This is a genomic window from Pseudomonas sp. 9AZ (assembly GCF_902506525.1).
Taxonomy (GTDB): Bacteria; Pseudomonadota; Gammaproteobacteria; order Pseudomonadales; family Pseudomonadaceae; genus Aquipseudomonas; species Aquipseudomonas peli.
Genome location: NZ_LR733840.1, coordinates 2,777,005 through 2,800,405 on the forward strand (window position 1 = coordinate 2,777,005; position 23,401 = coordinate 2,800,405).

Sequence of the window (23,401 nt, forward strand, 5' to 3'; positions counted from 1 at the left end):
CTCAAACGCCCTCGCGGGTAAACAGATAACCTTTGCCCCACACGGTTTCCAGGCGCCCGGCGCTGTAGCCAAGGGCCTGCAACTTGCGCCGGATATGGCTGATATGCATGTCTAGGCTGCGGTCGTGCCGTGAATAGGCGCGGCGCAGCACCTGCTGGTAGAGAAAGGCCTTGGTCATCAAGCCTTCCGGATGGCGCACAAACAGCTCAAGCAGGCGAAACTCAGTCTGGGTTAGATCAGCCCATTGCCCGCGCAGGCACACATCCGTGCGGGAATCATCAAACTGCAACTGCGGATCCACCCCCGGCGCAGTAAATTCACGCCGCTCATACGCCACCCGACGCAGCACCGCCTCGATGCGCACTTTCAGTTCATCCATGCTGAAGGGTTTAGGTAGATAGTCATCCGCTCCCTGGCTGAAACCGGCAATCCGGTCTTGTTCGCCACCCAATGCAGACATCAGAATGACCGGCACGCCGCGCTGCTCACGCAGGTTCTGCAATACCTGCAAGCCGCTGATGCCAGGCAGCAGGATGTCCATCAAGACCAAATCGAAGTCACCCTCGACTGCCAGTCGCAGCCCTTCACTGCCATCGCGACTGAGGGTGACGCCGTAACCGCTGTCCTGCAGATGCTGCTGCAAATGGCTGGCCAGTAGCGGGTCATCTTCAACCGCAAGAATCCGCGCGGCTGGACGGGTACAAGTGAGCACGAATAATCCACCGACTCAAATGAGAATAATTCTACCTACTAACCACGCCGCACTCACCTACAGATTCTCGCCGGCTGAATCGCTACACTGCCAAAACATCACCCAAGGAGGCAGCGCGTGTTAAAGGATTTAGGCATTAAAGGTCGTGTGCTCATGCTCACCCTGTTGCCCACCAGCCTATTGGCGCTGGTGTTGGGCGGCTATTTCACCTGGGTGCAATTGTCCGGCCTGCAGGGACAACTGCTGCAGCGCGGGCAGATGATCATCGAGCAGCTCGCGCCATTGGCCGCACCCGCGCTGCATGCCGGCGACAGCGAGGTGCTGCAGCGCATTGCCAACCAGGCACTCGAACAACCGGATGTGCGTGCCGTGAGTTTTCTCGCCGCCGAGCGCAACATCCTGGCCCATGCTGGGCCGAGCATGCTTAATCCCTCGCCGGCAGCTGGCGAGCCGCAACCCGCGCAGAACAGCAATCAGAACGCCACGCGCTTTCTGTTGCCGGTGTATCAGCAGCACCTGAGCATCACCGGCAAAACCACAGGGGAGCCTGACACCCGGCTGCTCGGCTGGGTCGAGCTGGAGCTGTCCCACCACAGCACCCTGCTCAGCGGTTACCGCAGCTTGCTGGCCAGCCTGCTGCTGATCGCCACCGGGCTGATGGTCACCGCACTGCTCGCCGTACGCATGAGCCGCACGATCAACGACCCGCTGCGGCAGATCAAACAGAGCGTCGCCCAGCTCAAGGACGGCCACCTGGAAACCCGCCTGCCGCCACTCGGCAGCCATGAGCTGGACGAACTGGCCTCTGGCATAAACCGCATGGCCGAGTCGCTGCAGAACGCCCAGGAAGAATTGCAACACAGCGTCGACCAGGCCACCGAAGACGTGCGGCAGAACCTGGAAACGATCGAAATCCAGAACATCGAACTCGACCTGGCGCGCAAAGAAGCCCTGGAGGCCAGTCGAATCAAGTCCGAATTCCTCGCCAATATGAGCCACGAGATCCGTACTCCGCTCAACGGCATCCTCGGTTTCACCAACCTGCTGCAGAAAAGCGAACTCACCCCGCGTCAGCAGGATTACTTGGGCACCATCGAAAAATCCGCCGACAGCCTGCTGGCGATCATCAACGAGATTCTCGATTTCTCGAAGATCGAAGCCGGCAAGCTGGTACTGGAAAACATCCCGTTCAACCTGCGCGACCTGCTGCAGGACACCTTGACCATCCTCGCCCCGGCCGCCCACGCCAAGCAGCTCGAACTGCTCAGCCTGGTCTACCGCGACACACCGCTGTCGCTGATCGGCGACCCGTTGCGGCTCAAGCAGGTGCTGACCAACCTGGTGAGCAACGCGATCAAGTTCACCCGTGCGGGTACCATCGTGATTCGCGCCATGCTTGAAGATGAGAGCGCCGACCGCGCGCAGCTGCGCATCAGCGTGCAGGACACCGGCATTGGCCTGTCTGATGACGACCTGCGCGAACTTTTCCAGGCCTTTAGCCAGGCCGACAATTCGCTCAGCCGCCAGGCCGGCGGCACCGGCCTGGGCCTGGTGATATCCAAACGCCTGATCGAACAGATGGGCGGCGAAATCGGCGTCGACAGCACGCCCGAAGAAGGCTCGGAATTCTGGATCACCCTGAGCTTGCCCAAGGCCCGTGACGATGCCGAAGACCTGCCGCGGCCACCGCTGCTCGGCCGCCGCGCGGCCGCCCTGGAACACCACGACCTAGCGCGTCAGGCCCTGCAACATCAACTAGAAGACTGCGGCCTGCAAGTCAGCGGTTTCGATAACCTCGACAGCCTGCTCAGCGCCGTGGCCGAGGCGCGACATAGCGCCCAGCCAATCGAGCTGGCGGTACTCGGCGTCAGTACCCAGACCTTGCCACCGGAGCACCTCGACCAGCGCATCTGGGAGCTCGAACGCCTGGCCTGCAAGACTCTGCTGCTGTGCCCCACCACCGAACAATCGCTCTATCACAGCCTGTTGCCGGATGCGTACAGCCAACTGCAGGCCAAACCGGCCTGCACGCGCAAGCTGCAGCGCGGCCTGGCTGAGCTGGTGAGCCCACGGCAGAACCGTGCAGAAAACAAGCAGAGAGCCCCGAGTCGCCCGCCGTTGATTCTCTGCGTCGACGACAACCCAGCCAACCTGCTGCTGGTACAAACGCTGCTGGACGACATGGGCGCGCAAGTCAGCATCGCCAACAGCGGCTATGAAGCCGTGGAGAGAGCAGCCGAGCAGCCATTCGACCTGATATTTATGGACGTGCAGATGCCCGGCATGGACGGCCGCCAGGCCACCGAGGCCATACGCCAACAGGAAAGCCAAGGCGGCCGGAGTCCGGTGCCGATTGTTGCGCTGACCGCCCACGCCCTCGCCAACGAGAAACGCGCCCTGCTGCAAAGCGGCCTGGACGACTACCTGACCAAGCCGATCAGCGAGCGTCAACTGGCCCAGGTGGTACTCAAATGGACCGGCCTGGCCCTGCGCAATCAGAGCAATGAGCACACTGGCATCAGCACCACGCATAACGACCTCAGCGTACTGGATGCCGACGAAGGTCTGCGCCTGGCTGCCGGCAAGCCGGACCTGGCCGCCGATATGCTGAGCATGCTGCTCGCCGGCCTGCCCGGCGACCGCCAGGCCATTCGCCAGGCCCGCGAAAGTGGCGAGCGCAACAGTCTGATTGAACGCGTGCACCGTCTGCACGGCGCTACCCGTTACTGCGGCGTACCGCAGCTACGTGCCGCCTGCCAGCGCAGCGAAACCCTGCTGAAACAAAATGATCCGGCCGCCCAGCACGCCCTGGATGAGCTGGATGCCGCCATCGACCGGCTGGCCCGCGAAGCTGAAGTCAACGCCTGAAGCAGCAGGCCAACGCAGCCAATAGCAGCTGCGTGTTAGCATTTGCGCCTATTTGGAGGCTCCATGGCTGAACACGATTTTCGCTACAACCTGCTCAACCCCGAACACACCCTGATTGAATGCCGTGCTTTGGCACCGGGCCGTTACCAGGTCACCGGTAATGGCGGCTCGATCCAGAGCGGCGACACCTTGCTGGTGACCCTCAAAGGTAGCCGCGAATTATCGATGCGCCTGCAGGCCGACAAGGTTCGTCATCTGATCAACCCGCGTGGCCAGTGGGTGGCGGTGGCCACCGGCCCGGCCTTCAAGGAGTTGGCGATCTTCAATTGGCAGGCCAACTGCGACAGCTGCAATGCTCAGCTGGACTTCGAGTTCGCCGTCGACGCCGCCCTCGGCAAAAAGGCCCAGGCACCTGCCGCCGAAGCGCGCATCAAGGAACTGGGCTGGCAGTCGAAAAATGCCAAGCACCTGTGCCCGAAATGCATCAACAAGGAGGCGATATGAAACGCGTACTGACTATCAGCCTGCTGGCTGCCGGCCTAATTGGCTGCGCCACATCCGCACCGCAGCTGGAAACCGAGCACAGCTACCAGGTGGAATGGATCGGCGAACGCCCACTGATCGACCGCAGCCACCTGACCATCACCCTCGGTGACGACGGCCGCGCGTATGGCAACGCCGGCTGCAACCACTGGTTTGCCAGCTACACCCTGGAGGGCGACAAGCTGAGCTTCAGCACCCCCGGCAGCACCCGCAAGATGTGCGCCCCGGCCTTGATGGAGCAGGAAGCGCGCTTTCTCGCTAGCCTGAGCACGGTAGAGCGCTGGGATTTCTCCGCCACCGAGCAGCTGCGACTGTGGCCCGCCGAAGGCAAGCCATTGCGCCTATGGCCTGAGAGCAAATAAGAGCCCGTCTCGGATCAGCTGCGCGCAGGCCAAGCTGGGTTGCAACGCAGTAACAGCTAAAGGCTGTTACTAACCTAGCGCCTTGTTTTGCTCTAGCTCGCGAGATCCGAAACAGACTTTACGCGCACAAGCCATGCGCAACAAAAAAAGGGAGCCCGAAGGCGCCCTTTTTTTGTTGCAGCTGAAACTCAGTGAATGATCTGGCTGAGGAACAGTTTGGTGCGTTCGTTCTGCGGATTGGTGAAGAAGGCGTTGGGCTCGTTCTGTTCCACGATCTCACCCTTGTCCATAAAGATCACCCGGTTCGCCACGGTGCGGGCGAAGCCCATTTCGTGGGTTACGCAGAGCATGGTCATACCGTCTTCGGCTAGGCCAATCATGGTATCCAGCACTTCCTTGACCATTTCCGGATCGAGGGCCGAGGTCGGCTCGTCGAACAGCATGATCTTGGGCTTCATGCACAGCGCACGGGCAATCGCCACACGCTGCTGCTGGCCGCCGGAGAGCTGGCCTGGGTACTTATGGGCCTGCTCCGGAATGCGCACGCGCTCAAGAAAGTGCATGGCAATCTCTTCCGCCTGACGCTTGGGCATCTTGCGCACCCACATCGGCGCCAGGGTGCAGTTCTGCAGCACGGTCAGGTGCGGGAACAGGTTGAAGTGCTGGAACACCATGCCGACTTCGCGGCGCACCGCTTCGATGTGCTTGAGGTCGTGGGTCAGCTCGGTGCCATCAACCACGATGCGACCTTGCTGGTGTTCTTCCAGCCGATTGATGCAGCGGATGGTGGTCGATTTGCCTGAGCCCGAAGGCCCGCATAACACGATACGCTCGCCCGGCTGCACGCTCAGGTTGATGTCCTTGAGCACATGGAACTGGCCGTACCACTTGTTCACACCCTGCAGCAGGATCATCGGCTCGGCGCTGGGTTGCTTGTTGGCTTCACTCATAACTCACTCCTAACGCTTGTGGCCGGTGTCCAGCTTGCGCTCCAGATGCTGGGAGTAGCGGGACATACCAAAACAGAAAATCCAGAAAATCAGCGCGGCGAACACATAGCCTTCAGTGGCCATGCCCAGCCAAGCCGGATCGGTGGTGGCTTGCTTGATGCTGTTGAGCAGGTCGAACAGGCCGATGATGATCACCAGGCTGGTGTCCTTGAACAGCGCAATAAAGGTGTTGACGATGCCGGGAATAACCAGCTTCAGGGCTTGCGGCAGAATCACCAGCCCCATCATCCGCCAATAGCCCAGGCCCATGGCCGCAGCGGCCTCGTACTGACCTTTTGGAATCGCTTGCAGGCCACCGCGCACCACTTCGGCGATATAGGCCGACTGGAACAGGATCACCCCGATCAACGCACGCATCAGCTTGTCGAAGGAGAGGCCCTCAGGCAGGAACAGCGGCAGCATCACCGAAGACATAAACAGCACGGTGATCAACGGCACCCCACGCCAGAACTCGATGAACGTCACGCAGATCACGCGGATCGCCGGCATGTCCGAACGCCGTCCCAGCGCCAGCAGAATGCCCAGCGGCAAAGCGCCGGCAATACCCACTGCGGCAATCACCAACGTGAGCATCAGACCGCCCCACTGGCTAGTGGACACAGTCGACAGACCGAAGAAACCACCGTGCAGCAACCAGAAGGCCAGCAGCGGATAAACCACCAGGAAAGCCAGGCCATACATGGCCTTGCGCGGCATTTGCGGCACGAACAGCGGTGCAGCACCGATGACCGCTAACCACAGGGTCAGGTCAACGCGCCAGCGCAGTTCACTCGGGTAGAAACCGTACATAAACTGGCCGAAACGCTGCTGCACAAACACCCAGCACGCGCCGCCACTGGTGCAGTCGGCACGGGTGGTACCGGTCCAGTCCGCATCAATAAACGCCCACTGAATCAGCGGTGGCAGCATCAGCCAGACCAAATAGGCTGCAAACAATGTCAGCAGGGTGTTGAACCAGCTGGAGAACAGGTTGGCGCGCAGCCAACCCAGCACACCAACGCTCAGCGCGGGTGGCGGTAGATCAGGTTTGAACGTATGCGTTTGCATGGCTGCTCCTTACCGCTCGATCAGCGCAATGCGCTTGTTGTACCAGTTCATCAACATGGAAATGCTGATACTGATTGCCAGGTACACACTCATGGTGATGGCGATCACCTCGATCGCTTGCCCAGTCTGGTTGAGTACCGTGCCGGCGAACAGCGAGACCATGTCCGGATAACCGATACCGGCTGCCAGTGAGGAGTTTTTCGCCAAGTTGAGGTATTGGCTGGTCAACGGCGGAATGATCACCCGCAGCGCCTGCGGAATAATTACCAAGCGCAGGGTCTTGCCCGCTGGCAGGCCCAGAGAGCGAGCCGCTTCGGTCTGCCCGTGGTTGACGGCCATGATCCCGGAACGTACGTTCTCGGCGATAAAGGCAGCGGTGTAGATGGTCAACGCCAGGGTCAAGGCCATCAGCTCAGGGATGAGTACCCAGCCACCCCGGAAGTTGAAGCCCGTCAGCTCCGGCACACTCCACTGCAACGGGTTGCCGCCCAGCAAAATCGCCAGACCCGGCAGGCCGATCAGCAGCGGTATTGCCCCCAGGGACACCGGAAACAGCTGGCCAGTAGCCTCAAAACGCGCCTTCGACCAGCGCGCCAGCAGCACCACACCAATGATCGCCACAATCACCGCACCGGCAAACAAGCCAAAGCTGTCGGTCGGGCTTGGCGCCGGCATATACAGGCCGCGGCTGTTGAGGAAGAACGCTTCACCAACGCCCATGCTCTGCCGCGGTCCTGGCAGGGAGAGCATGACAGCGAAGTACCAGAAGAAGATTTGCAGCAACGGCGGGATATTACGGAACGTCTCGATGTATACCGTGGCCAGCTTGCTGATCAACCAGTTTGGCGACAGACGTGCCACACCCAGCAAAAAACCCAACAGCGTCGCCAGAACAATACCAATCACCGACACCAACAGGGTGTTGAGCAGGCCCACCACGAAAACACGCCCATAGGAGTTGCTTTCGTCGTAGTCGATCAGGTGCTGGGCAATACCGAAACCGGCGCTGTTATTGAGAAAGGAAAACCCGGACGTAATCCCGCGTTTTTCCAGGTTGGTCTGGGTGTTGTCAAACAGAAACCAGCCGAGCGCCACAACGGCGATAACGGCAAGAATTTGAAATAGCCAAGCACGCGCCTTGGGGTCGGTCCAAACCGATCCACCGGGGCGCGGGACATTTGCAGTGGTTTGCATAGGAGCCCTCTTGGAACCCTCATGCCCGCATTAGCGGGCATGAGGTTCACATCAATCAGAACAATGCCAGCCACTCAGGACGAGTGACTGGCAGCGGACGGTCAGCGCACCGGCGGTGCGTACTGCAGACCACCTTTGTTCCACAGGGCGTTGAGGCCACGTTCGATCTTCAGCTCGCTGCCGGTACCGACGTTGCGCTCGAAGCTTTCGCCGTAGTTGCCCACTTGCTTGACGATCTGTACAGCCCAGTCTTTCGGCAGCTTCAGATCTTTACCGAACTCACCTTCAGCGCCGAGCAGACGTGCTACGTCGGGGTTCTTGGTGGATTTGGCTTGCTCTTCAACGTTAGCCGAAGTCACACCCAGCTCTTCAGCGTTGACCATCGCGTAGAGCGACCAGCGCACGATGTCGAACCACTCTTCGTCACCCTGGCGTACGACCGGGCCCAGTGGCTCTTTCGAGATCACTTCCGGCAGTACCACGTAGGAATCCGGGTCAGCCAGCTTGATGCGCTGTGCGTACAGCTGCGACTGGTCGGAGGTCAGCACATCGCAACGGCCAGCTTCAACCGATTTGGCGCTCTCGTCGGAGGTGTCGTAAGTGATCGGGGTGTACTTCAGGCCATTGGCACGGAAGTAGTCGGAGAGGTTCAGCTCGGTGGTGGTACCTGCCTGGATGCAGACAGTTGCGCCATCGAGTTCTTTAGCGCTGGAAACACCAAGTTTCTTGTTAACCAGGAAGCCTTGACCGTCGTAGTAGTTAACGCCGGCAAAGTTAAGACCCAGGCCCGAATCACGCGAGCTGGTCCAGGTGGTGTTACGCGAGAGGATGTCGACTTCGCCGGACTGCAGCGCGGTGAAGCGCTCTTTGGCGGTCAGCGGGCTGTACTTGACCTTAGTCGCGTCACCAAATACCGCGGCAGCAACTGCGCGGCATACGTCAACGTCGAGACCCAGGTAGTTACCCTTCTCATCGGCGTAGGAGAAGCCAGGCAGACCATCGCTGATACCGCACTGTACGAAACCTTTCTTCTGGATCGCGTCCAGAGTAGCGCCTGCTTGAGCAAAACTGCTGACACCGAGAACAGCGGCGGTGGTCAGTACTGCCAATGTGGATTTCACCATCTTCATTAAAACCTCCAGTTGCTTTTGTTGTGTTTGGAGTCTCGGTTCTACCACCGTACCCTTATGGGGCTCGTTGACTGTGTCGGCAGCAACACACTCAACCGGGGATCAAACCTTAGCGCGAGTTTAGTTGCCGATTGCTCCAGCGGCCATAAACTCTCACCCGCCCATTATTTGAATGGGCTAGAGACAGATAGCAAGTGACTTGTCGCACAGCATGCAGCACCTGGCGAACCTGTGAAGCGCCGTTAACGGCATTTCAGTCTGCTCCGTGCCCGGTTTGGTGGCAGTGTTACCACGGCCCGGCCACGTCATCAGTCCCTATGGTGTATAGCAAGGCCCGTACCAGCGCCGCGCTTTGAGCACCATACGGACAGGTCAAGAGCAAAACTTGCACCCTGGCGACAACTTCTTTCTAGAATCGCCACCCCCTAAATTTTCCCGCGCACTAAATCAGCGCGCATGCACCACAGCGGAGCCTCAAATGAGTGAACCCTTGATTCTTCAGCCCACACTTGCCGCCGATGCGTGCGTCATTTGGTTGCACGGCCTGGGGGCCGACCGTTATGACTTTATGCCGGTTGCCGAGATGCTGCAGAAGCGCCTGCACAGCACCCGCTTCGTGTTGCCGCAAGCGCCGACTCAGGCGGTAACCATCAACGGCGGCTACGCCATGCCCAGCTGGTACGACATCCTGGCCATGAGCCCGGCCCGCGCGATTAACCGCGAACAGCTGGAAGCCTCGGCGCAACAGGTGATCGAACTAATCGAAGCGCAGCGTGACAGCGGCATCGACCCGGCCCGCATCGTCCTCGCCGGCTTCTCCCAGGGCGGCGCGGTGGTGCTGCACACTGCCTTCCTACGCTGGCAGTTTGCGCTCGGTGGCGTAATTGCACTGTCAACCTACGCCCCTACATTCAGCGACGAGGTGGTCCTGGCAGATACAAAAAGACAACTGCCGGTCCTGTGTTTGCATGGCACATTCGACGACATCGTACTGCCGGCCATGGGCCGTGCAGCCCATGACTACCTAATTGCATCCGGCGTCAGCGTGCAATGGCGTGATTACCCGATGGGCCACGAAGTGGTGAATGAGGAAATCCGCGACATCGCCGACTGGCTGGAGCAACGGTTTACCAGTTGACTGCCTGCGAGCGAGACCATCTATGCCTGCCATACCTGCGATCAAGACCCTGCGTGATATCCAGCTGATCGAGCAAACACCACTGGCCGAACGCGACCTGCCGGCCAGCACGTATGAGCTGATCTGCCGCAGTGCAGCGCAGCAAGCAGATGCATCGGCGCTCTCGTTCATCCTCCAGGGCACGGCAAACGAGGCGGCTTACCGCCTCAGCTACAGGCAGCTGCTGGGCAAGATTACCCAGACCGCCAACGCCTTCCACCGCCTGGGCTTACGTCCGGGCAAGGCGGTGTCGTTTCTGTTGCCAAACCTGCCGCACACCCACTTCACCATTTGGGGCGGCGAAGCGGCAGGGATCGTCAATGCGATCAACCCGCTGCTTGACCCGGAACATATCGCCGAGCTGATCCAGGCCTCGGACTCCGAGCTGCTGGTCACTCTGGCACCCTTCCCCGGCACCGATCTGTGGGCCAAGGTCGAAGGTCTGCGCGAGCAACTGCCTGCGCTCAAGGCAATTATCTGCGTGGACATGGCCAATCTGCTGCCGGAGCCGCAGCGCAGTGCGATCAAAGCGCAGCGCGGGCCGCTGCCAGACGGCGTACTGGACTTTGATGAGCTGATCGCGGCCTGCCCAGACGACCACCTGGAAAGCGGCCGCGTAATCGCGCCAGACGACATTGCCAGCTACTTCCACACCGGCGGCACCACTGGTACGCCGAAGCTCGCACCGCATAGCCATGGCAACGAAGTGGCCATGGCGTTCAGCATGAACTTGGTTACCCGCTTCGAGCCGGGCGATGTCACCCTTTGCGGCCTGCCGCTGTTTCACGTCAACGGAGTGATTGTTACAGGTCTGACTGCTTTCATCGGCGGCGCCGAAGTACTGCTGGCTACGCCGCAGGGGTACCGCAACGCCAACCTGATCAGCAATTTCTGGACGATCATCGAACGCCATAACGTCAGCTTCTTTAGCGGCGTACCAACCATCTACGCCGGCCTGCTGCAGGTGCCGAGCGAAGGCCATGACCTCAGCTCGCTGAAATACGCCCTGTGCGGCGCAGCACCGATGCCCGTTGAGCTGATTCGCCAGTTCGAAAGCAAAACTGGGCTAACCCTGATCGAAGGCTATGGTCTCACCGAAGGCACCTGCGGTAGCTGCGCCAACCCACCTGCTGGCGAGCGTCGCCCCGGCTCCATCGGCCTGCCAATGCCTTACTGCGAAGTGAGCATCAAGGTGCTCGACGAACAGGGCAACTATTTAAGGGAGGCCAACCGCAATGAAATTGGCAACCTGTGCATCCGTGGCGCCACAGTATTCAAGGGTTACCTGCAAAGCAGTAAGAACGCCGGCATCTGGGTCGACGGCGACTGGTTCAACACCGGCGACCTCGGCCGTGTGGATGCTGATGGTTACATCTGGCTGACCGGACGCAGCAAGGATCTGATCATCCGTGGCGGCCACAATATCGACCCACAGATGATTGAAGAAGCGCTGCACAAACACCCCGCCGTGGCCATGGCTGCAGCGGTCGGTAAGCCTGACGAAAAGGCCGGCGAACTGCCGGTGGTCTACGTGCAACTCAAACCCGGCGCTGAGGTCAGCGAAGCCGAACTGTTGGCCCATGCAGCCGAACACATTCACGAACGCGCGGCGATCCCCAAGGATGCCTGGATCATTGACACCATACCGCTGACCGCGGTGGGTAAAACCTTCAAACCGGCGCTGCGCTTCGATGCGATTAACCGCGTTTATCAGTCGGCACTGGCAGAAATAGATGCCCGTCTGCGCGTGGAGGTCTTGAGTGACGACAAACGCGGCCAGATTGCCCACATCTATATACCCGCCGGCCAGGCCGCACTGGCCGATGCAGTGAGCCAACGACTGGCGGGTTTTGCCGTTGCGATAGAACTGCACCTCACCGAGTAAACAATCACTGGCGCAAGGAACACGCCAGAATTGTGATAAACCATTCAACTTCAATACCGCTGGTCGCCCGTGCGTCTGACAAGGATTGTCAGGCCACAGGCAGCGGAATATGTTCAGGCATGGTGTTCGCCCTTAATGCAGGGAGCGTTAGCGATGCCCACTATTCATAGCCTACAGCCACACCTGCCGCCCCAATGAAAAACGCCAAATGGCAGGCTGATCTGCAGCAAATTCGCCACTTGCGACTGTTCAATAACGTCGCCGCCAGCGGCATTAATCAGCTGCTTAAAGAATTCCGCGCCTGCGACCTGGATGCAGGGGAAGTTTTGTTATCCCCCTTCAACCGCAACCAGTACCTGTACCTGCTGCTCAAGGGCCAACTCAAGGTCTACCTTGGCTCGCTTGATAGCCAGGCCGTCAGCACCCTCAAAGCCGGTGACTGTGCAGGCGAAATCAGCTTTATCGATAACGAACACCCCTCCGCCTATGTGGTGGCGACGGAGCCCTGCTGCGTGCTGCGCCTGCACCGCGAATCCTTGTACAACCTGTTCCAACAATCACCAGCATTGATGCAGAACTTGCTCGAACTGCTCTGCGACCGTGTGCGCAAAGGCAACCGGCTCATCCTCGACAGCGAACAGACCGCCAATATTGATGCCCTGACCGGCGCCTATAACCGTCGCTGGCTGGAACATATCTTCGAACGCGAAAGCACCCGCAGCGCCTTCAATGGCAAACCACTGTGCATGCTGATGCTCGATGTCGATCACTTCAAAGCCTACAACGACCAGCATGGCCACCTCGCGGGCGACTACGCCCTATGCCTGGTTGCGCACACCCTGCGCAACCAGCTGCGCCCTAAGGACAGCCTGACCCGCTACGGCGGTGAGGAGTTCGTCATCCTGCTGCCAGAAATCAGTGCCGATGAAGCCCGCAGCATCGGTGAGCGTCTGCGCCAGGCGCTGCGAGCCGTCAGCTCATTTCACTCCCCGATTGGCGTACTGCCGGGGGTGACCGTATCCATTGGCCTGGCGCAGATGCAGCCCAAAGACAGCCTGCAAGGCGTGATCGCCCGCGCTGACAGCGCGCTGTATCAGGCCAAACAGCAAGGTCGCGACTGCCTCTGCGGTTAGCCCTTTGCGATCTGCTGCGCGTTTACGCCCCCCAAACGGCCCACTAGCCACCCATCACATTTCTGACCCACTCTTGCTAGAGTGCTGCGCATAACAACAACGCCCGGATGGCACCTTATATGCGCAAAATTCTGATCACCCTGCTGATAATCCTGTTGATCGCAGCGGGCAGCGTGTTTGCCCTGCCCTCCTTGCTTGACCGCAAGATGAACAGCGTCGAGTACCCCGCCCCCTATCCCGCCAGCGAGCCTGCCAACCAGCTGCATCAACAACTGTTTATCGCCGACCTGCATGACGACGTGCTGCTGTGGGAGCGCGACCTACTCAAGCGCTACGATTTTGGCCACTCCGACCTGCCGCGCATGCTCGAAGGCCGCGTTGGCCTGCAGGTGTTTTCCACCGTGACCAAGACACCGCGCGGCATCAACTATGAGCGTAACAGCGGTGACACTGACAACATCACCCTCCTGGCCATGGCTCAGCGCTGGCCCAAGGCAACCTGGAGCAGCCTGCTGCAACGCGCGCTCTACCAAGCGCACAAGCTCGATGAGGCCAGCGCCAACAGCGACGGCCGCCTGGTACTGATCAAAACCCGCAGCGACCTCGTCAACTTTATCAGCGCCTGGCAAAAAGACCCGCAGCGTGTCGCAGGCATTCTCGCCACCGAAGGCCTGCAACCAATTGAAGGCAAGCTGGAGAACGTCGACGCACTGTATGACGCAGGCTTTCGCATCACCGGCCTAACCCACTTCTTTGATAACGAAATCGGCGGATCGGCCCACGGCCTGGAAAAAGGTGGCCTGACCCCGCTGGGCCGCCAAGTGATCAAGCGCCTGGAAGAAAAAGCCATGCTGATCGACCTGGCCCACGCCTCGCGTCCGCTGATCGATGATGTACTGGCCATCAGCACACGCCCGGTACTGGTCTCCCACACAGGCGTGGAAGGCACCTGCAAAGGCACGCGCAACCTCAGCGACAAACACCTGAAAGCCATCGCTGCCACGGGTGGGGTCATCGGTATCGGTTACTGGGATGCCGCCGTCTGCGCCACGTCGGTCGAGGCCATCGTCAAGGCAATGCGCTACACCGCCGGCTTGATTGGCGTGCAGCATGTGGCCCTGGGTTCAGACTTCAATGGCACCATCCATGCTCCATTTGATGTCACCGGCCTGCCGCAACTGACCGAAGGCCTGCTCAAGGCGGGTTTCAGCCACGCGGACATTGCCGCCATCATGGGCGGCAATGTTCAGCGCATGCTGCTTGCCAGCCTTCCCGAAAATTGAGTAAAAACCAACCAATCGTCGCCATCCGGCGCGGCACTTCGCCGCGCCGGCTTCTTGCTTTACACTGGCGGCCGTTCACTCCTTAACCAATTGATGAGATGACCGTGCTCAAAGCACTCAAGAAAATATTCGGCAAAGCCGAGGGCGAGCAGCCCAGCCCAGCAACTCCGTCACCTGTAACGCCCAGCGCACCGCGCGTCCAGCCTGACGCCAACGCTGACAAATCCAGCCGCAGCGCTTCACCGCGCTCCCCTGAAGCCGCTGAAAAGCCGTTACAGAGCAAGGAAAAACCGGCAAAACAGCGCCGCGAGCGTCCGGCCAAATCCGTCGACACCTGGAAACTGGAAGACTTCACCGTCGCACCGGCTGAGGGCAAAACCCGTTTTCATGACTTCAAGCTCTCCCCCGAGCTGATGCATGCGATTCATGATCTTGGCTTCCCCTACTGCACACCGATCCAAGCGCAGGTGCTGGGTTACACCCTCAGCGGCCGTGACGCTATCGGTCGCGCCCAGACCGGCACAGGCAAAACTGCTGCCTTCCTGATCTCGATCATCACCCAGCTGCTGCAAACCCCACCGCCGAAAGAGCGTTATATGGGCGAGCCACGCGCGCTGATCATTGCTCCGACCCGCGAGCTGGTGGTGCAGATCGCCAAGGATGCGGCCGACCTGACCAAATACACCGGCCTAAACGTGATGAGCTTTGTCGGCGGCATGGACTTCGACAAACAACTCAAGCTGCTTGAATCGCGCTTCTGCGACATTCTGGTAGCCACCCCAGGCCGTTTGCTCGACTTCAACCAGCGCGGCGAAGTGCACCTGGACATGGTCGAAGTGATGGTGCTCGACGAAGCCGACCGCATGCTCGACATGGGCTTTATCCCCCAGGTCCGCCAGATCATCCGCCAGACCCCGATGAAGGGCGAACGCCAGACCCTGCTGTTCTCCGCGACCTTCACCGAAGACGTGATGAACCTGGCCAAGCAATGGACCACCGAGCCGGCGATCGTCGAGATCGAGCCGGAAAACGTCGCCAGCGATACCGTTGAACAGCACGTTTATGCCGTGGCTGGCAGCGACAAGTACAAGCTGCTGTACAACCTGATCACCCAGAATGACTGGATTCGCGTAATGGTCTTCGCCAACCGCAAGGATGAAGTGCGGCGTATCGAAGAACGCCTGACCCGCGACGGCATCAGCGCCGTACAGATGTCCGGCGACGTACCGCAGCACAAACGCATCCGCGCCTTGGAAGGCTTCCGCGAAGGCAAGATCCGCGTGATGGTCGCCACCGACGTGGCCGGTCGCGGCATCCACGTCGACGCAATCAGCCACGTGATCAACTTTACCCTGCCAGAAACCCCGGACGATTACGTGCACCGCATCGGTCGTACCGGACGCGCCGGCACCAGCGGCACCTCAATCAGCTTTGCCGGTGAAGACGATGCCTACGCCTTGCCTGCCATCGAAGCCCTACTGGGCCGCAAGATCGCCTGCGAAATGCCGCCCGACGAGCTGCTCAAGCCAGTCCCTCGCAAGCATTGATCCGCCCTAACTAAAAAGGCGAAGCCCTGCGGCTTCGCCTTTTTCATGGGCACAGATCGGCCTATCAGGAGTCAGGGCGCAAATAACTCAAGCTGCTCCTGCTTACCGCGCAGGTCATGTAAGCGAACACCCACGCCGAGCAGGCGCACCGCTTTATTGCCCCGCGCAAAGGCCGTGCTCATCAACCGCGAATAACTCTCCAGATCCCGCCGCGCTCCGCCCTGCTCCAAGGTGGTTTGGCTGAAATCGTGAAACTTGATTTTGACGAAGGGTTTATCCGGCCGGTAACTCGCATCCAACCGCGCCATCCGCGTGGCCAACTGCTCCAGCAGCGCCGGCAACTGCTCAAGACAGGCGGCTAAATCCGGCAAATCCTTATCAAAGGTATTTTCCACGCTGACCGACTGACGCCGGCTGTCGTTATGCACAACTCGCTCATCAATCCCGCGCGCCAGGCCCCACAAGCGCTCGCCGAAGCTGCCGAACTCCTTGACCAACGCCAGCTTGTTCCACTCGCGCAGATCGCTGCAGGTACGAATGCCCAGGCGCCCAAGCTTGTCGGCCGTGACCTTGCCTACACCATGCAGGTTGCTCACCGGTAAGGCGGCGACAAAGTCCTCAATCTGATCTGGGGTAATCACAAACAGGCCGTTAGGTTTCTTCCAGTCGCTGGCGATCTTGGCCAGAAACTTGTTGGGCGCCACACCTGCCGAAACGGTGATATGCAGCTCCTGCGAGACCCGCCGGCGAATATCCTGAGCGATGCGCGTGGCGCTGCCAGCAAAGTGCGGGCTGTCGGTTACATCCAGGTAGGCCTCATCCAGCGACAAGGGCTCGATCAGCTCGGTGTAATCACGAAAGATCGCCTGAATCTCCCGCGATACGGCCTTGTAGGCGTCCATTCGCGGTTTAACGATGACCAAATCCGGACACAACTTGAGCGCTTGCCCAGACGCCATCGCTGATCGCACGCCATAACTGCGCGCTTCGTAGTTGCAGGTGGCAATCACCCCGCGCCGATCTGCCGAGCCACCGACCGCCAAGGGCTTTCTGGCCAGGCTCGGGTCATCTCGCATCTCGATTGCGGCGTAAAAGCAATCACAGTCCACGTGGATGATCTTGCGGCTGTTCATCGCCTAGCCACCAGCCCTGCTGCTACTGCTCGGCTGAGCTAACAGGCGCTGCCGGTTTCGCCTCGCTCGCCGCATCCTCAGACTTACTCATATAAGACTGGATAATCAGGATGACGATCAGCATAAACGCAGCCAATGGCACCAGCTTGGTCTTCGCCGCCACGGCAGCGCCGCAACCCGGACAGATCTTGGCATCGGCTGGCACCTGAGCACCACAGGCTTTGCATTCAACGCTCATAACATTTCTCCAATTTATGTGGGCACGGACTCTAGCCCAACAGCCCGGTTGCGGGCTATGCCGAAAGCAAAGCTGTCCGCTCAATCAGGCTCTAGCACAGGGCTCTGCAGCGCAAAATCAATCAACGTACGGCTAAGCATCTGAATAAAAACAACTTCTGGCCACCTTTAGGTTGACAAGCAGCATTTAAACGCTAGAATTGGCGCCGCGGGATGGAGCAGTCTGGTAGCTCGTCGGGCTCATAACCCGAAGGTCGTCGGTTCAAATCCGGCTCCCGCAACCAGATACTCAAAAAGGCCACTCAATCGAGTGGCCTTTTTGCATTTCCGCCCGACCGATTTAAGTTATTGATTAAAAACCACTAATCAATTGACAAAGCACCGTTCCTGTATAGAATGGCCGGCGCGGGATGGAGCAGTCTGGTAGCTCGTCGGGCTCATAACCCGAAGGTCGTCGGTTCAAATCCGGCTCCCGCAACCAGATACTCAAAAAAGGCCACTCAATCGAGTGGCCTTTTTTGTTTCTCTCGCACACGCATTCTAAGCATTTGATTAAAAACACTATTTTGTTGACACACGACGATTTCTATATAGAATTGCCGGCGCGGGATGGAGCAGTCTGGTAGCTCGTCGGGCTCATAACCCGAAGGTCGTCGGTTCAAATCCGGCTCCCGCAACCAGATACTCAAAAAGGCCACTCAATCGAGTGGCCTTTTTGTTTGTGCGCGATTTAGCTGATCACGCTCAATGAGAGCTGGAAGTTGCCTGCCTACACTGAAGCCGATGATCACTGACAGCCTAGGAGGCAAAACACCATGCCCTGGAAAAATACGGAAGCGCGCTATGGCAGCCTGAATATAGCGCTGCACTGGCTGATGCTGATTCTTATTGCCGGCGTCTACGCCTGCATCGAGCTCAAAGGGAACTTTCCCAAAGGCAGCGACACTCGTGAACTACTCAAGCAATGGCACTTTATGCTGGGCCTCGCCGTCTTCACGCTCGTGTGGCTGCGCTTGCTGGCACGCTTGATTGCACCCACGCCGGTCATCCAACCTACCCTGCCTACCTGGCAAGCCATCCCGGCAAAACTGATGCATCTAGCACTCTACGGCCTGATGATCGGCGCCCCACTGGCCGGCTGGTTGATCCTCAGCGCCGCCGGCAAACCCATCCCATTTTTTGGCCTGGAGTTGCCACCTCTGGTCAGCAAAAACCCGGATTTGGCTGGCACGATAAAGGAATGGCATGAACTGGCCGGTAGCGCCGGATACTGGTTGATTGGCCTGCATGCTGCGGCCGGGCTGTTCCACCACTTTGTTGTGCGCGACAACACCCTGACCCGCATCTTGCCAAGTAAGCAGCCCTGACGCCGCCAAGCATTCAGTCCTGATACACAGGTGACGCTCAGTGCTGGTCAATTGCCAGCGTCGCCGCTAGAATTGCGCACTTTTTGATCAGAGGCGCGCCCAGCGCCCAGCATCCATCCGTACACGCCTGAGGTTAACGCCATGTCCACCCCCGCCACGCCGAAAGTCGGCTTTGTATCACTCGGTTGCCCCAAGGCGCTGGTGGACTCTGAGCGCATCCTGACTCAGCTGCGCATGGAAGGTTATGAAGTGGTGTCGACCTATCAGGACGCCGATGTGGTGGTGGTCAACACCTGCGGCTTTATCGACAGTGCTAAAGCCGAATCCCTGGAAGTGATCGGCGAAGCGATCAAAGAAAACGGCAAAGTGATCGTCACCGGCTGCATGGGCGTGGAAGAAGGCAGCATCCGCGACGTGCACCCCAGCGTGCTCTCGGTGACAGGCCCGCAGCAGTACGAGCAAGTGGTCAACGCCGTGCATGAAGTCGTGCCGCCGCGCCAGGATCACAACCCGCTGATCGACCTGGTGCCGCCGCAGGGCATCAAACTCACCCCGCGTCACTATGCCTACCTGAAGATTTCCGAAGGCTGTAACCACAGCTGCAGCTTCTGCATCATCCCGTCGATGCGCGGCAAACTGGTCAGCCGCCCGGTGGGTGAAGTACTCAGCGAAGCTGAGCGCCTGGTCAAAGCCGGCGTCAAAGAGCTGCTGGTGATTTCCCAGGACACCAGCGCCTATGGCGTGGACATGAAATACAAGACCGACTTCTGGAACGGCCAGCCGGTGAAAACCCGCATGACCGAACTGTGTGAAGCGCTCTCCAGCCTGGGCGTATGGGTGCGCCTGCACTACGTCTACCCCTACCCGCACGTCGACGAGCTGATCCCGCTGATGGCCGCCGGCAAGATCCTGCCGTACCTGGATATCCCCTTCCAGCACGCCAGCCCGAAAGTGCTCAAGCTGATGAAGCGCCCCGCCTTCGAAGACAAGACCCTGGCACGCATCAAAGCCTGGCGCGAGATCTGCCCGGAGCTGACCATCCGCTCGACCTTTATCGTCGGCTTCCCCGGCGAAACTGAAGAAGACTTCCAGTACCTGCTCGACTGGTTGACCGAAGCGCAGCTCGATCGCGTCGGTTGCTTCCAGTATTCCCCCGTAGAAGGCGCGCCGGCCAACCTGCTCGACAACCCGGTACCCGATGACGTCAAACAGGATCGCTGGGACCGTTTCATGGCCCACCAGCAAGCCATCAGCACCGCTCGCCTGCAACTCAAGGTCGGCAAGGAGATGGACGTGCTGATCGATGAAGTCGACGACCAAGGCGCCGTTGCCCGCTGCTACGCTGATGCTCCAGAAATCGATGGCAGCGTGTTTATCGCCAGCACCAACGTCAATCCAGGCGACAAGGTCCGCGTGCGCATCGTCGATGCCGATGAATACGACATGTGGGCCGAGCTGATCTGACCCAACGGATAGTTGCCCGCCACACAAAAACGCCCCGCATTGCGGGGCGTTTGCGTTCAACTGTCAGCGCGGCAGCTAGACCCGGAAACGACTCACCATCATCTGCAGCTGATTACCCAGACGCGCCAGTTCAACACTGGCCCGAGCCGTTTCATCACTGGCAGAGGCTGTCTGTTCGGACACATCCCGCACGCTGATGATGCTGCGACTGATCTCTTCAGCCACCGCACTTTGCTGCTCAGCCGCCGCTGCAATCTGCTGATTCATCGACTGAATATTCGACACTGTACGGGTAATGCTTTCCAGCGAATCACCCGCGCGACGAGTCAACTCAACACTGCTGTCAGTCAAAGTGCGGCTGCTCAACATGATGCTGGCCACCTGCTGCGTGCCATTCTGCAGCCCCGCAACCAAACCCTCGATCTCCTCAGTAGACTTCTGCGTGCGTTGAGCCAAACCACGCACCTCATCCGCGACCACCGCGAAACCTCGACCCGCCTCACCGGCGCGCGCAGCCTCAATAGCCGCGTTGAGTGCAAGCAGGTTCGTCTGCTCCGCCACAGCCTTGATGACATCCATCACACTGCCAATCTTCTGGCTTTCTTGCTGCAAAGCCGTCATGGCGCCAGTGGAGCGCCCCACTTCTTCAGCCAGACGCTCAATTTGGGCAATGGCCTGGGCTACCACTTTGTCACCTTTACGCGCCTCACTGTCAGCGTCCGTCGCAGCGTAAGACGCCTGCTCGGCATTGCGCGCAACCTCCTGCACCGTGGCAGACATCTCGTGCATGGCAGTGGCCACTTGATCGGTTTCACTCTTCTGGTTATTGGCCCCAGCACTGGTCTGCGCGGTTACGGCAGACAGCTCCTCGGCAGCACTGCTGATCTGGCTCACGCCATCACGAATTCCGCCAATCAACTCACGCAAGGTGCTGGCCATACGCTGCACGCCTTGCTGCAACACACCCAACTCATCCTGACGCACCACTGCGGCACTGGGTGTCAGATCACCACTGGCAATGCGCTCAACGTCCAACAGCGTGGCACGCAGTGGACGAATGATCTGCCGTGTAATCAGCCATGCAGCAAGCAGCCCAAGCAGCAAAGCCAGCGCTGTAGCCGTCACCTGCAGGTAACGCGCCGCCGCACTTTCGACCGCCAGACGGTCAAGCTGGAAGCTGTAAAGCTCGTCGCTGATTTTGACAATCTCAGCGCCTTGCACGGTCATCTCCTGACGCGCGCGCGCAATGGCCTGAGTGGCATCACGCAGCGCCAACACCGCATCCCGGTACTGCGCCAAGCTACGCTCAACCTGCAATACAGCGGCTTGCTGTGACCCGACGAATGCACGACTCACATCCGCCAGCCCTGCCATGATCGCCTCAACCCCCTGAATCATCGCCGACTCATTTGCGGGGCTGGCATTGTTACGGAACACACTGACCAGGTGTTGCACCTGCAGCAACTCGGCCCTGCTGTCAGTAATCGCCTGATACTGAGCAAAGCGCTGTGGATCAAATTCGGGTAATTGCACGACAACTGCCATGATCTGGCGAACTTGCTCAACGGCCTCGGCCGCCCTCAGGGCCAACACCTCATTAGCTGCATTGGCTTCTTTATAAGCGGCCTTCATGGCATTCAAAGACACTTGGTACTCATCGTTGATCGCCCCCTGCTTCTTGAGTAGCGCCACATTGACCGGATTCTTGAACGAAGCCTGCAGCGCCTCTTGCTTGGCAATGTAAGTGCTTAAGGTCGACTGTAGGCGTTCAGCGGTGGGCAAATCACCGTTAGCGATCATGTACTGCAACCGCGCAATGCGCAGATTGGTGAGGCTGCTGTTGAGGTAGGTAATGTCGCTCATCCAGTTAGCGCGCTGAATCACACTGCCCAGCCCACTCCAGCCCGTCCAGGCCATCAACACTGTCATCGCCAGCACAACGCCAAAACCTATCAGCAACTTGCGGGTGACGCTGATATTGGCAAACCAGGTATTCATAAAACGGCCTCTCTCCAACGTACGTATCAAAAGCCAAATCAGCAGCTGGAGTTATTGTTGTGGCAGCGCGTCTGGACGGGATTGCCGAGGACTCGGCGAACTGTAGCTAGAAAGGAATCAGCAAGTATCACGCTGAAACCACACGCCAGGCATTACCCGGAGTGCACAGCATGACGACGAGACATGCCAGGGCGTCACATTAATAGCGCCAAATTTATAACGCGCAGATTAAATCGAAGACAACACATGCAGCCCCCCATGCTGCGGGGTTTTAGCTCGCGCCACTCAGGCCCTATCGAGCGGACTTAACACGGCTAGCCCGCCACGATTCAGCACGTGGGTATAGATCATCGTCGTCTTCACATCGGAGTGACCTAGCAGCTCTTGAACGGTGCGAATGTCCTGACCGCTTTCCAACAAATGCGTGGCAAAGGAATGCCGCAACGTATGCGGCGTAGCCAGTTTCACAATATCTGTCAGTTTCAATGCAGCCTTGAATGCGCGCTGCACACGCTTTTCATCAAAATGGTGCCGGCGCACCTTGCCACTGCGCGGATCGACCGAAAGACCTGAGGCAGGAAATACATACTGCCAGCCCCACTCCCACGGACCATTCGGGTACTTACGCTCAAGCGCGAAAGGTAAATACACATCGCCACGGCCCACCTTCAATTCGGCGTTATGCTGCGCCCGAACCAGCGCCAAATGCTGTTTAAGCGGCTCCACCAAACGGCGTGGGAGTACCGTGACCCGATCTTTCATCCCCTTTCCATCGCGAACTAGAATCTCACCACGGGGAAAATCAACATCCTTGACCCGCAAGCGTATAACCTCCATCAGGCGCATACCAGAGCCATATAACAAATGCGTCACTAACCCGACCTCTCCGTCTAACCGCCCCAGCAACTGTTGAACTTCAGCCACACTGAGTACCACAGGCAGACGACTGGGCTTCTTTGCCCTCACCACCTCGCCCAACCAAGGCAAATCCAGCTTTAGCACCTGCTTATAGAGAAACAGCAACGCAGCAAGCGCCTGATTCTGTGTTGAAGCCGAAACACTCTTACGCAACGCCAAATCCGATAGAAAAGCCTCGACCTCAGCCGCCCCCATCTCCTTTGGGTGTCGATAACTGTGAAACCGAATAAAGCGCTTTACCCATTCGCAATAGACGTGTTCTGTACGAATCGAGTAGTGTTTCAGGCGAATCTGTTCGCGAACCTGCTCAAGCAAACGTGGCTTCCCATCCATGGTGCATAACTCCCTTTTTAGCCAAATCCTGTCGCCCCCCCCTCAGCCTAGACGCCACCT

General features: G+C 59.1%; 19 protein-coding genes, 3 tRNA genes and 1 pseudogene. 13 read left to right on the plus strand and 10 right to left on the minus strand.

Annotated features, from left to right (window positions below):
• Position 1: 1 nt before the first annotated feature.
• Positions 2 to 712: a response regulator transcription factor gene (locus ALTER154_RS12905; protein WP_160087611.1), complete on the minus strand. Its 711-nt coding sequence runs from the start codon at positions 710 to 712 to the stop codon at positions 2 to 4.
• 117 nt (positions 713 to 829) lie between these two features.
• On the opposite strand from ALTER154_RS12905, the gene ALTER154_RS12910 reads away from it, so the two are divergent.
• The 3 genes from ALTER154_RS12910 (at position 830) to ALTER154_RS12920 (ending at position 4,485) form a co-directional block, all read left to right on the plus strand.
• Entirely contained in the window at positions 830 to 3,580 is a 2,751-nt protein-coding gene (locus ALTER154_RS12910) for an ATP-binding protein (RefSeq protein WP_160087613.1), read from the plus strand.
• Positions 3,581 to 3,643: 63 nt separating this feature from the next.
• Complete coding sequence (locus tag ALTER154_RS12915; protein WP_160087615.1) at positions 3,644 to 4,084, plus strand: hypothetical protein; 441 nt, start codon at positions 3,644 to 3,646, stop codon at positions 4,082 to 4,084.
• Positions 4,081 to 4,485, plus strand: a complete 405-nt coding sequence (locus ALTER154_RS12920) for an META domain-containing protein (RefSeq protein WP_160087617.1) — start codon at positions 4,081 to 4,083, stop codon at positions 4,483 to 4,485. The genes ALTER154_RS12915 and ALTER154_RS12920 overlap by 4 nt, the downstream gene beginning before the upstream one ends.
• A gap of 188 nt (positions 4,486 to 4,673) precedes the next feature.
• Here ALTER154_RS12920 and ALTER154_RS12925 read toward each other — a convergent pair whose 3' ends face one another.
• The 4 genes from ALTER154_RS12925 to ALTER154_RS12940 all read right to left on the minus strand — a co-directional run bounded on the left by ALTER154_RS12925 (position 4,674) and on the right by ALTER154_RS12940 (position 8,866).
• Positions 4,674 to 5,435, minus strand: coding sequence for an amino acid ABC transporter ATP-binding protein (locus ALTER154_RS12925; protein WP_160087619.1), 762 nt, complete (start codon positions 5,433 to 5,435; stop codon positions 4,674 to 4,676).
• A gap of 9 nt (positions 5,436 to 5,444) precedes the next feature.
• Positions 5,445 to 6,542 carry an amino acid ABC transporter permease gene (locus ALTER154_RS12930; protein WP_160087621.1) on the minus strand — a complete coding sequence of 366 codons (1,098 nt, stop codon included), beginning with the start codon at positions 6,540 to 6,542 and terminating at the stop codon, positions 5,445 to 5,447.
• A 9-nt stretch (positions 6,543 to 6,551) separates the two neighbouring features.
• The gene (locus ALTER154_RS12935) at positions 6,552 to 7,736 is read right to left on the minus strand and encodes an amino acid ABC transporter permease (protein ID WP_160087623.1); all 1,185 of its coding nucleotides are present in this window, start codon (positions 7,734 to 7,736) and stop codon (positions 6,552 to 6,554) included.
• 101 nt (positions 7,737 to 7,837) lie between these two features.
• Positions 7,838 to 8,866, minus strand: coding sequence for an amino acid ABC transporter substrate-binding protein (locus ALTER154_RS12940; protein WP_090252487.1), 1,029 nt, complete (start codon positions 8,864 to 8,866; stop codon positions 7,838 to 7,840).
• A 478-nt stretch (positions 8,867 to 9,344) separates the two neighbouring features.
• On the opposite strand from ALTER154_RS12940, the gene ALTER154_RS12945 reads away from it, so the two are divergent.
• The 5 genes from ALTER154_RS12945 (at position 9,345) to rhlB (ending at position 15,891) form a co-directional block, all read left to right on the plus strand.
• On the plus strand, positions 9,345 to 10,004 hold the full coding sequence (locus ALTER154_RS12945; RefSeq protein ID WP_090252484.1) for an alpha/beta hydrolase: 660 nt from the start codon (positions 9,345 to 9,347) through the stop codon (positions 10,002 to 10,004).
• 22 nt (positions 10,005 to 10,026) lie between these two features.
• Positions 10,027 to 11,928: an acyl-CoA synthetase gene (locus tag ALTER154_RS12950; RefSeq protein ID WP_160087625.1), complete on the plus strand. Its 1,902-nt coding sequence runs from the start codon at positions 10,027 to 10,029 to the stop codon at positions 11,926 to 11,928.
• A 194-nt stretch (positions 11,929 to 12,122) separates the two neighbouring features.
• Entirely contained in the window at positions 12,123 to 13,061 is a 939-nt protein-coding gene (locus tag ALTER154_RS12955; protein WP_160087627.1) for a GGDEF domain-containing protein, read from the plus strand.
• Positions 13,062 to 13,180: 119 nt separating this feature from the next.
• On the plus strand, positions 13,181 to 14,344 hold the full coding sequence (locus tag ALTER154_RS12960) for a dipeptidase (RefSeq protein ID WP_160087629.1): 1,164 nt from the start codon (positions 13,181 to 13,183) through the stop codon (positions 14,342 to 14,344).
• Positions 14,345 to 14,448: 104 nt separating this feature from the next.
• Complete coding sequence (gene rhlB / locus ALTER154_RS12965) at positions 14,449 to 15,891, plus strand: ATP-dependent RNA helicase RhlB (RefSeq protein ID WP_160087650.1); 1,443 nt, start codon at positions 14,449 to 14,451, stop codon at positions 15,889 to 15,891.
• Positions 15,892 to 15,962: 71 nt separating this feature from the next.
• Here rhlB and dinB read toward each other — a convergent pair whose 3' ends face one another.
• Together dinB and ALTER154_RS12975 are read right to left on the minus strand one after the other, a co-directional pair.
• Positions 15,963 to 17,024, minus strand: a complete 1,062-nt coding sequence (gene dinB / locus ALTER154_RS12970; protein WP_160087652.1) for a DNA polymerase IV — start codon at positions 17,022 to 17,024, stop codon at positions 15,963 to 15,965.
• A 22-nt stretch (positions 17,025 to 17,046) separates the two neighbouring features.
• The gene (locus ALTER154_RS12975) at positions 17,047 to 17,262 is read right to left on the minus strand and encodes a zinc-ribbon domain-containing protein (protein WP_160087654.1); all 216 of its coding nucleotides are present in this window, start codon (positions 17,260 to 17,262) and stop codon (positions 17,047 to 17,049) included.
• Between the two features lie 206 nt (positions 17,263 to 17,468).
• Here ALTER154_RS12975 and ALTER154_RS12980 point away from each other — a divergent pair.
• From ALTER154_RS12980 to rimO, 5 genes are all read left to right on the plus strand, one after another.
• Positions 17,469 to 17,545 (plus strand) — tRNA-Met (locus ALTER154_RS12980).
• 120 nt (positions 17,546 to 17,665) lie between these two features.
• Positions 17,666 to 17,742: transfer RNA gene (locus ALTER154_RS12985), tRNA-Met, on the plus strand.
• 122 nt (positions 17,743 to 17,864) lie between these two features.
• Positions 17,865 to 17,941 (plus strand) — tRNA-Met (locus ALTER154_RS12990).
• 135 nt (positions 17,942 to 18,076) lie between these two features.
• Positions 18,077 to 18,628, plus strand: a complete 552-nt coding sequence (locus ALTER154_RS12995; protein WP_090252465.1) for a cytochrome b — start codon at positions 18,077 to 18,079, stop codon at positions 18,626 to 18,628.
• 141 nt (positions 18,629 to 18,769) lie between these two features.
• Positions 18,770 to 20,092: a 30S ribosomal protein S12 methylthiotransferase RimO gene (gene rimO / locus ALTER154_RS13000; RefSeq protein WP_160087656.1), complete on the plus strand. Its 1,323-nt coding sequence runs from the start codon at positions 18,770 to 18,772 to the stop codon at positions 20,090 to 20,092.
• Between the two features lie 75 nt (positions 20,093 to 20,167).
• Here rimO and ALTER154_RS21310 read toward each other — a convergent pair whose 3' ends face one another.
• The 3 genes and pseudogenes from ALTER154_RS21310 to ALTER154_RS13010 all read right to left on the minus strand — a co-directional run bounded on the left by ALTER154_RS21310 (position 20,168) and on the right by ALTER154_RS13010 (position 23,341).
• Positions 20,168 to 21,031 carry a methyl-accepting chemotaxis protein gene (locus tag ALTER154_RS21310; protein ID WP_372239953.1) on the minus strand — a complete coding sequence of 288 codons (864 nt, stop codon included), beginning with the start codon at positions 21,029 to 21,031 and terminating at the stop codon, positions 20,168 to 20,170.
• Positions 21,023 to 22,090: pseudogene (locus ALTER154_RS21315) on the minus strand (methyl-accepting chemotaxis protein); the annotation flags it as partial. The gene ALTER154_RS21310 and the pseudogene ALTER154_RS21315, both read right to left, overlap by 9 nt.
• A 285-nt stretch (positions 22,091 to 22,375) precedes the next feature.
• Positions 22,376 to 23,341 carry an integron integrase gene (locus tag ALTER154_RS13010; RefSeq protein ID WP_160087660.1) on the minus strand — a complete coding sequence of 322 codons (966 nt, stop codon included), beginning with the start codon at positions 23,339 to 23,341 and terminating at the stop codon, positions 22,376 to 22,378.
• Positions 23,342 to 23,401: the final 60 nt, after the last annotated feature.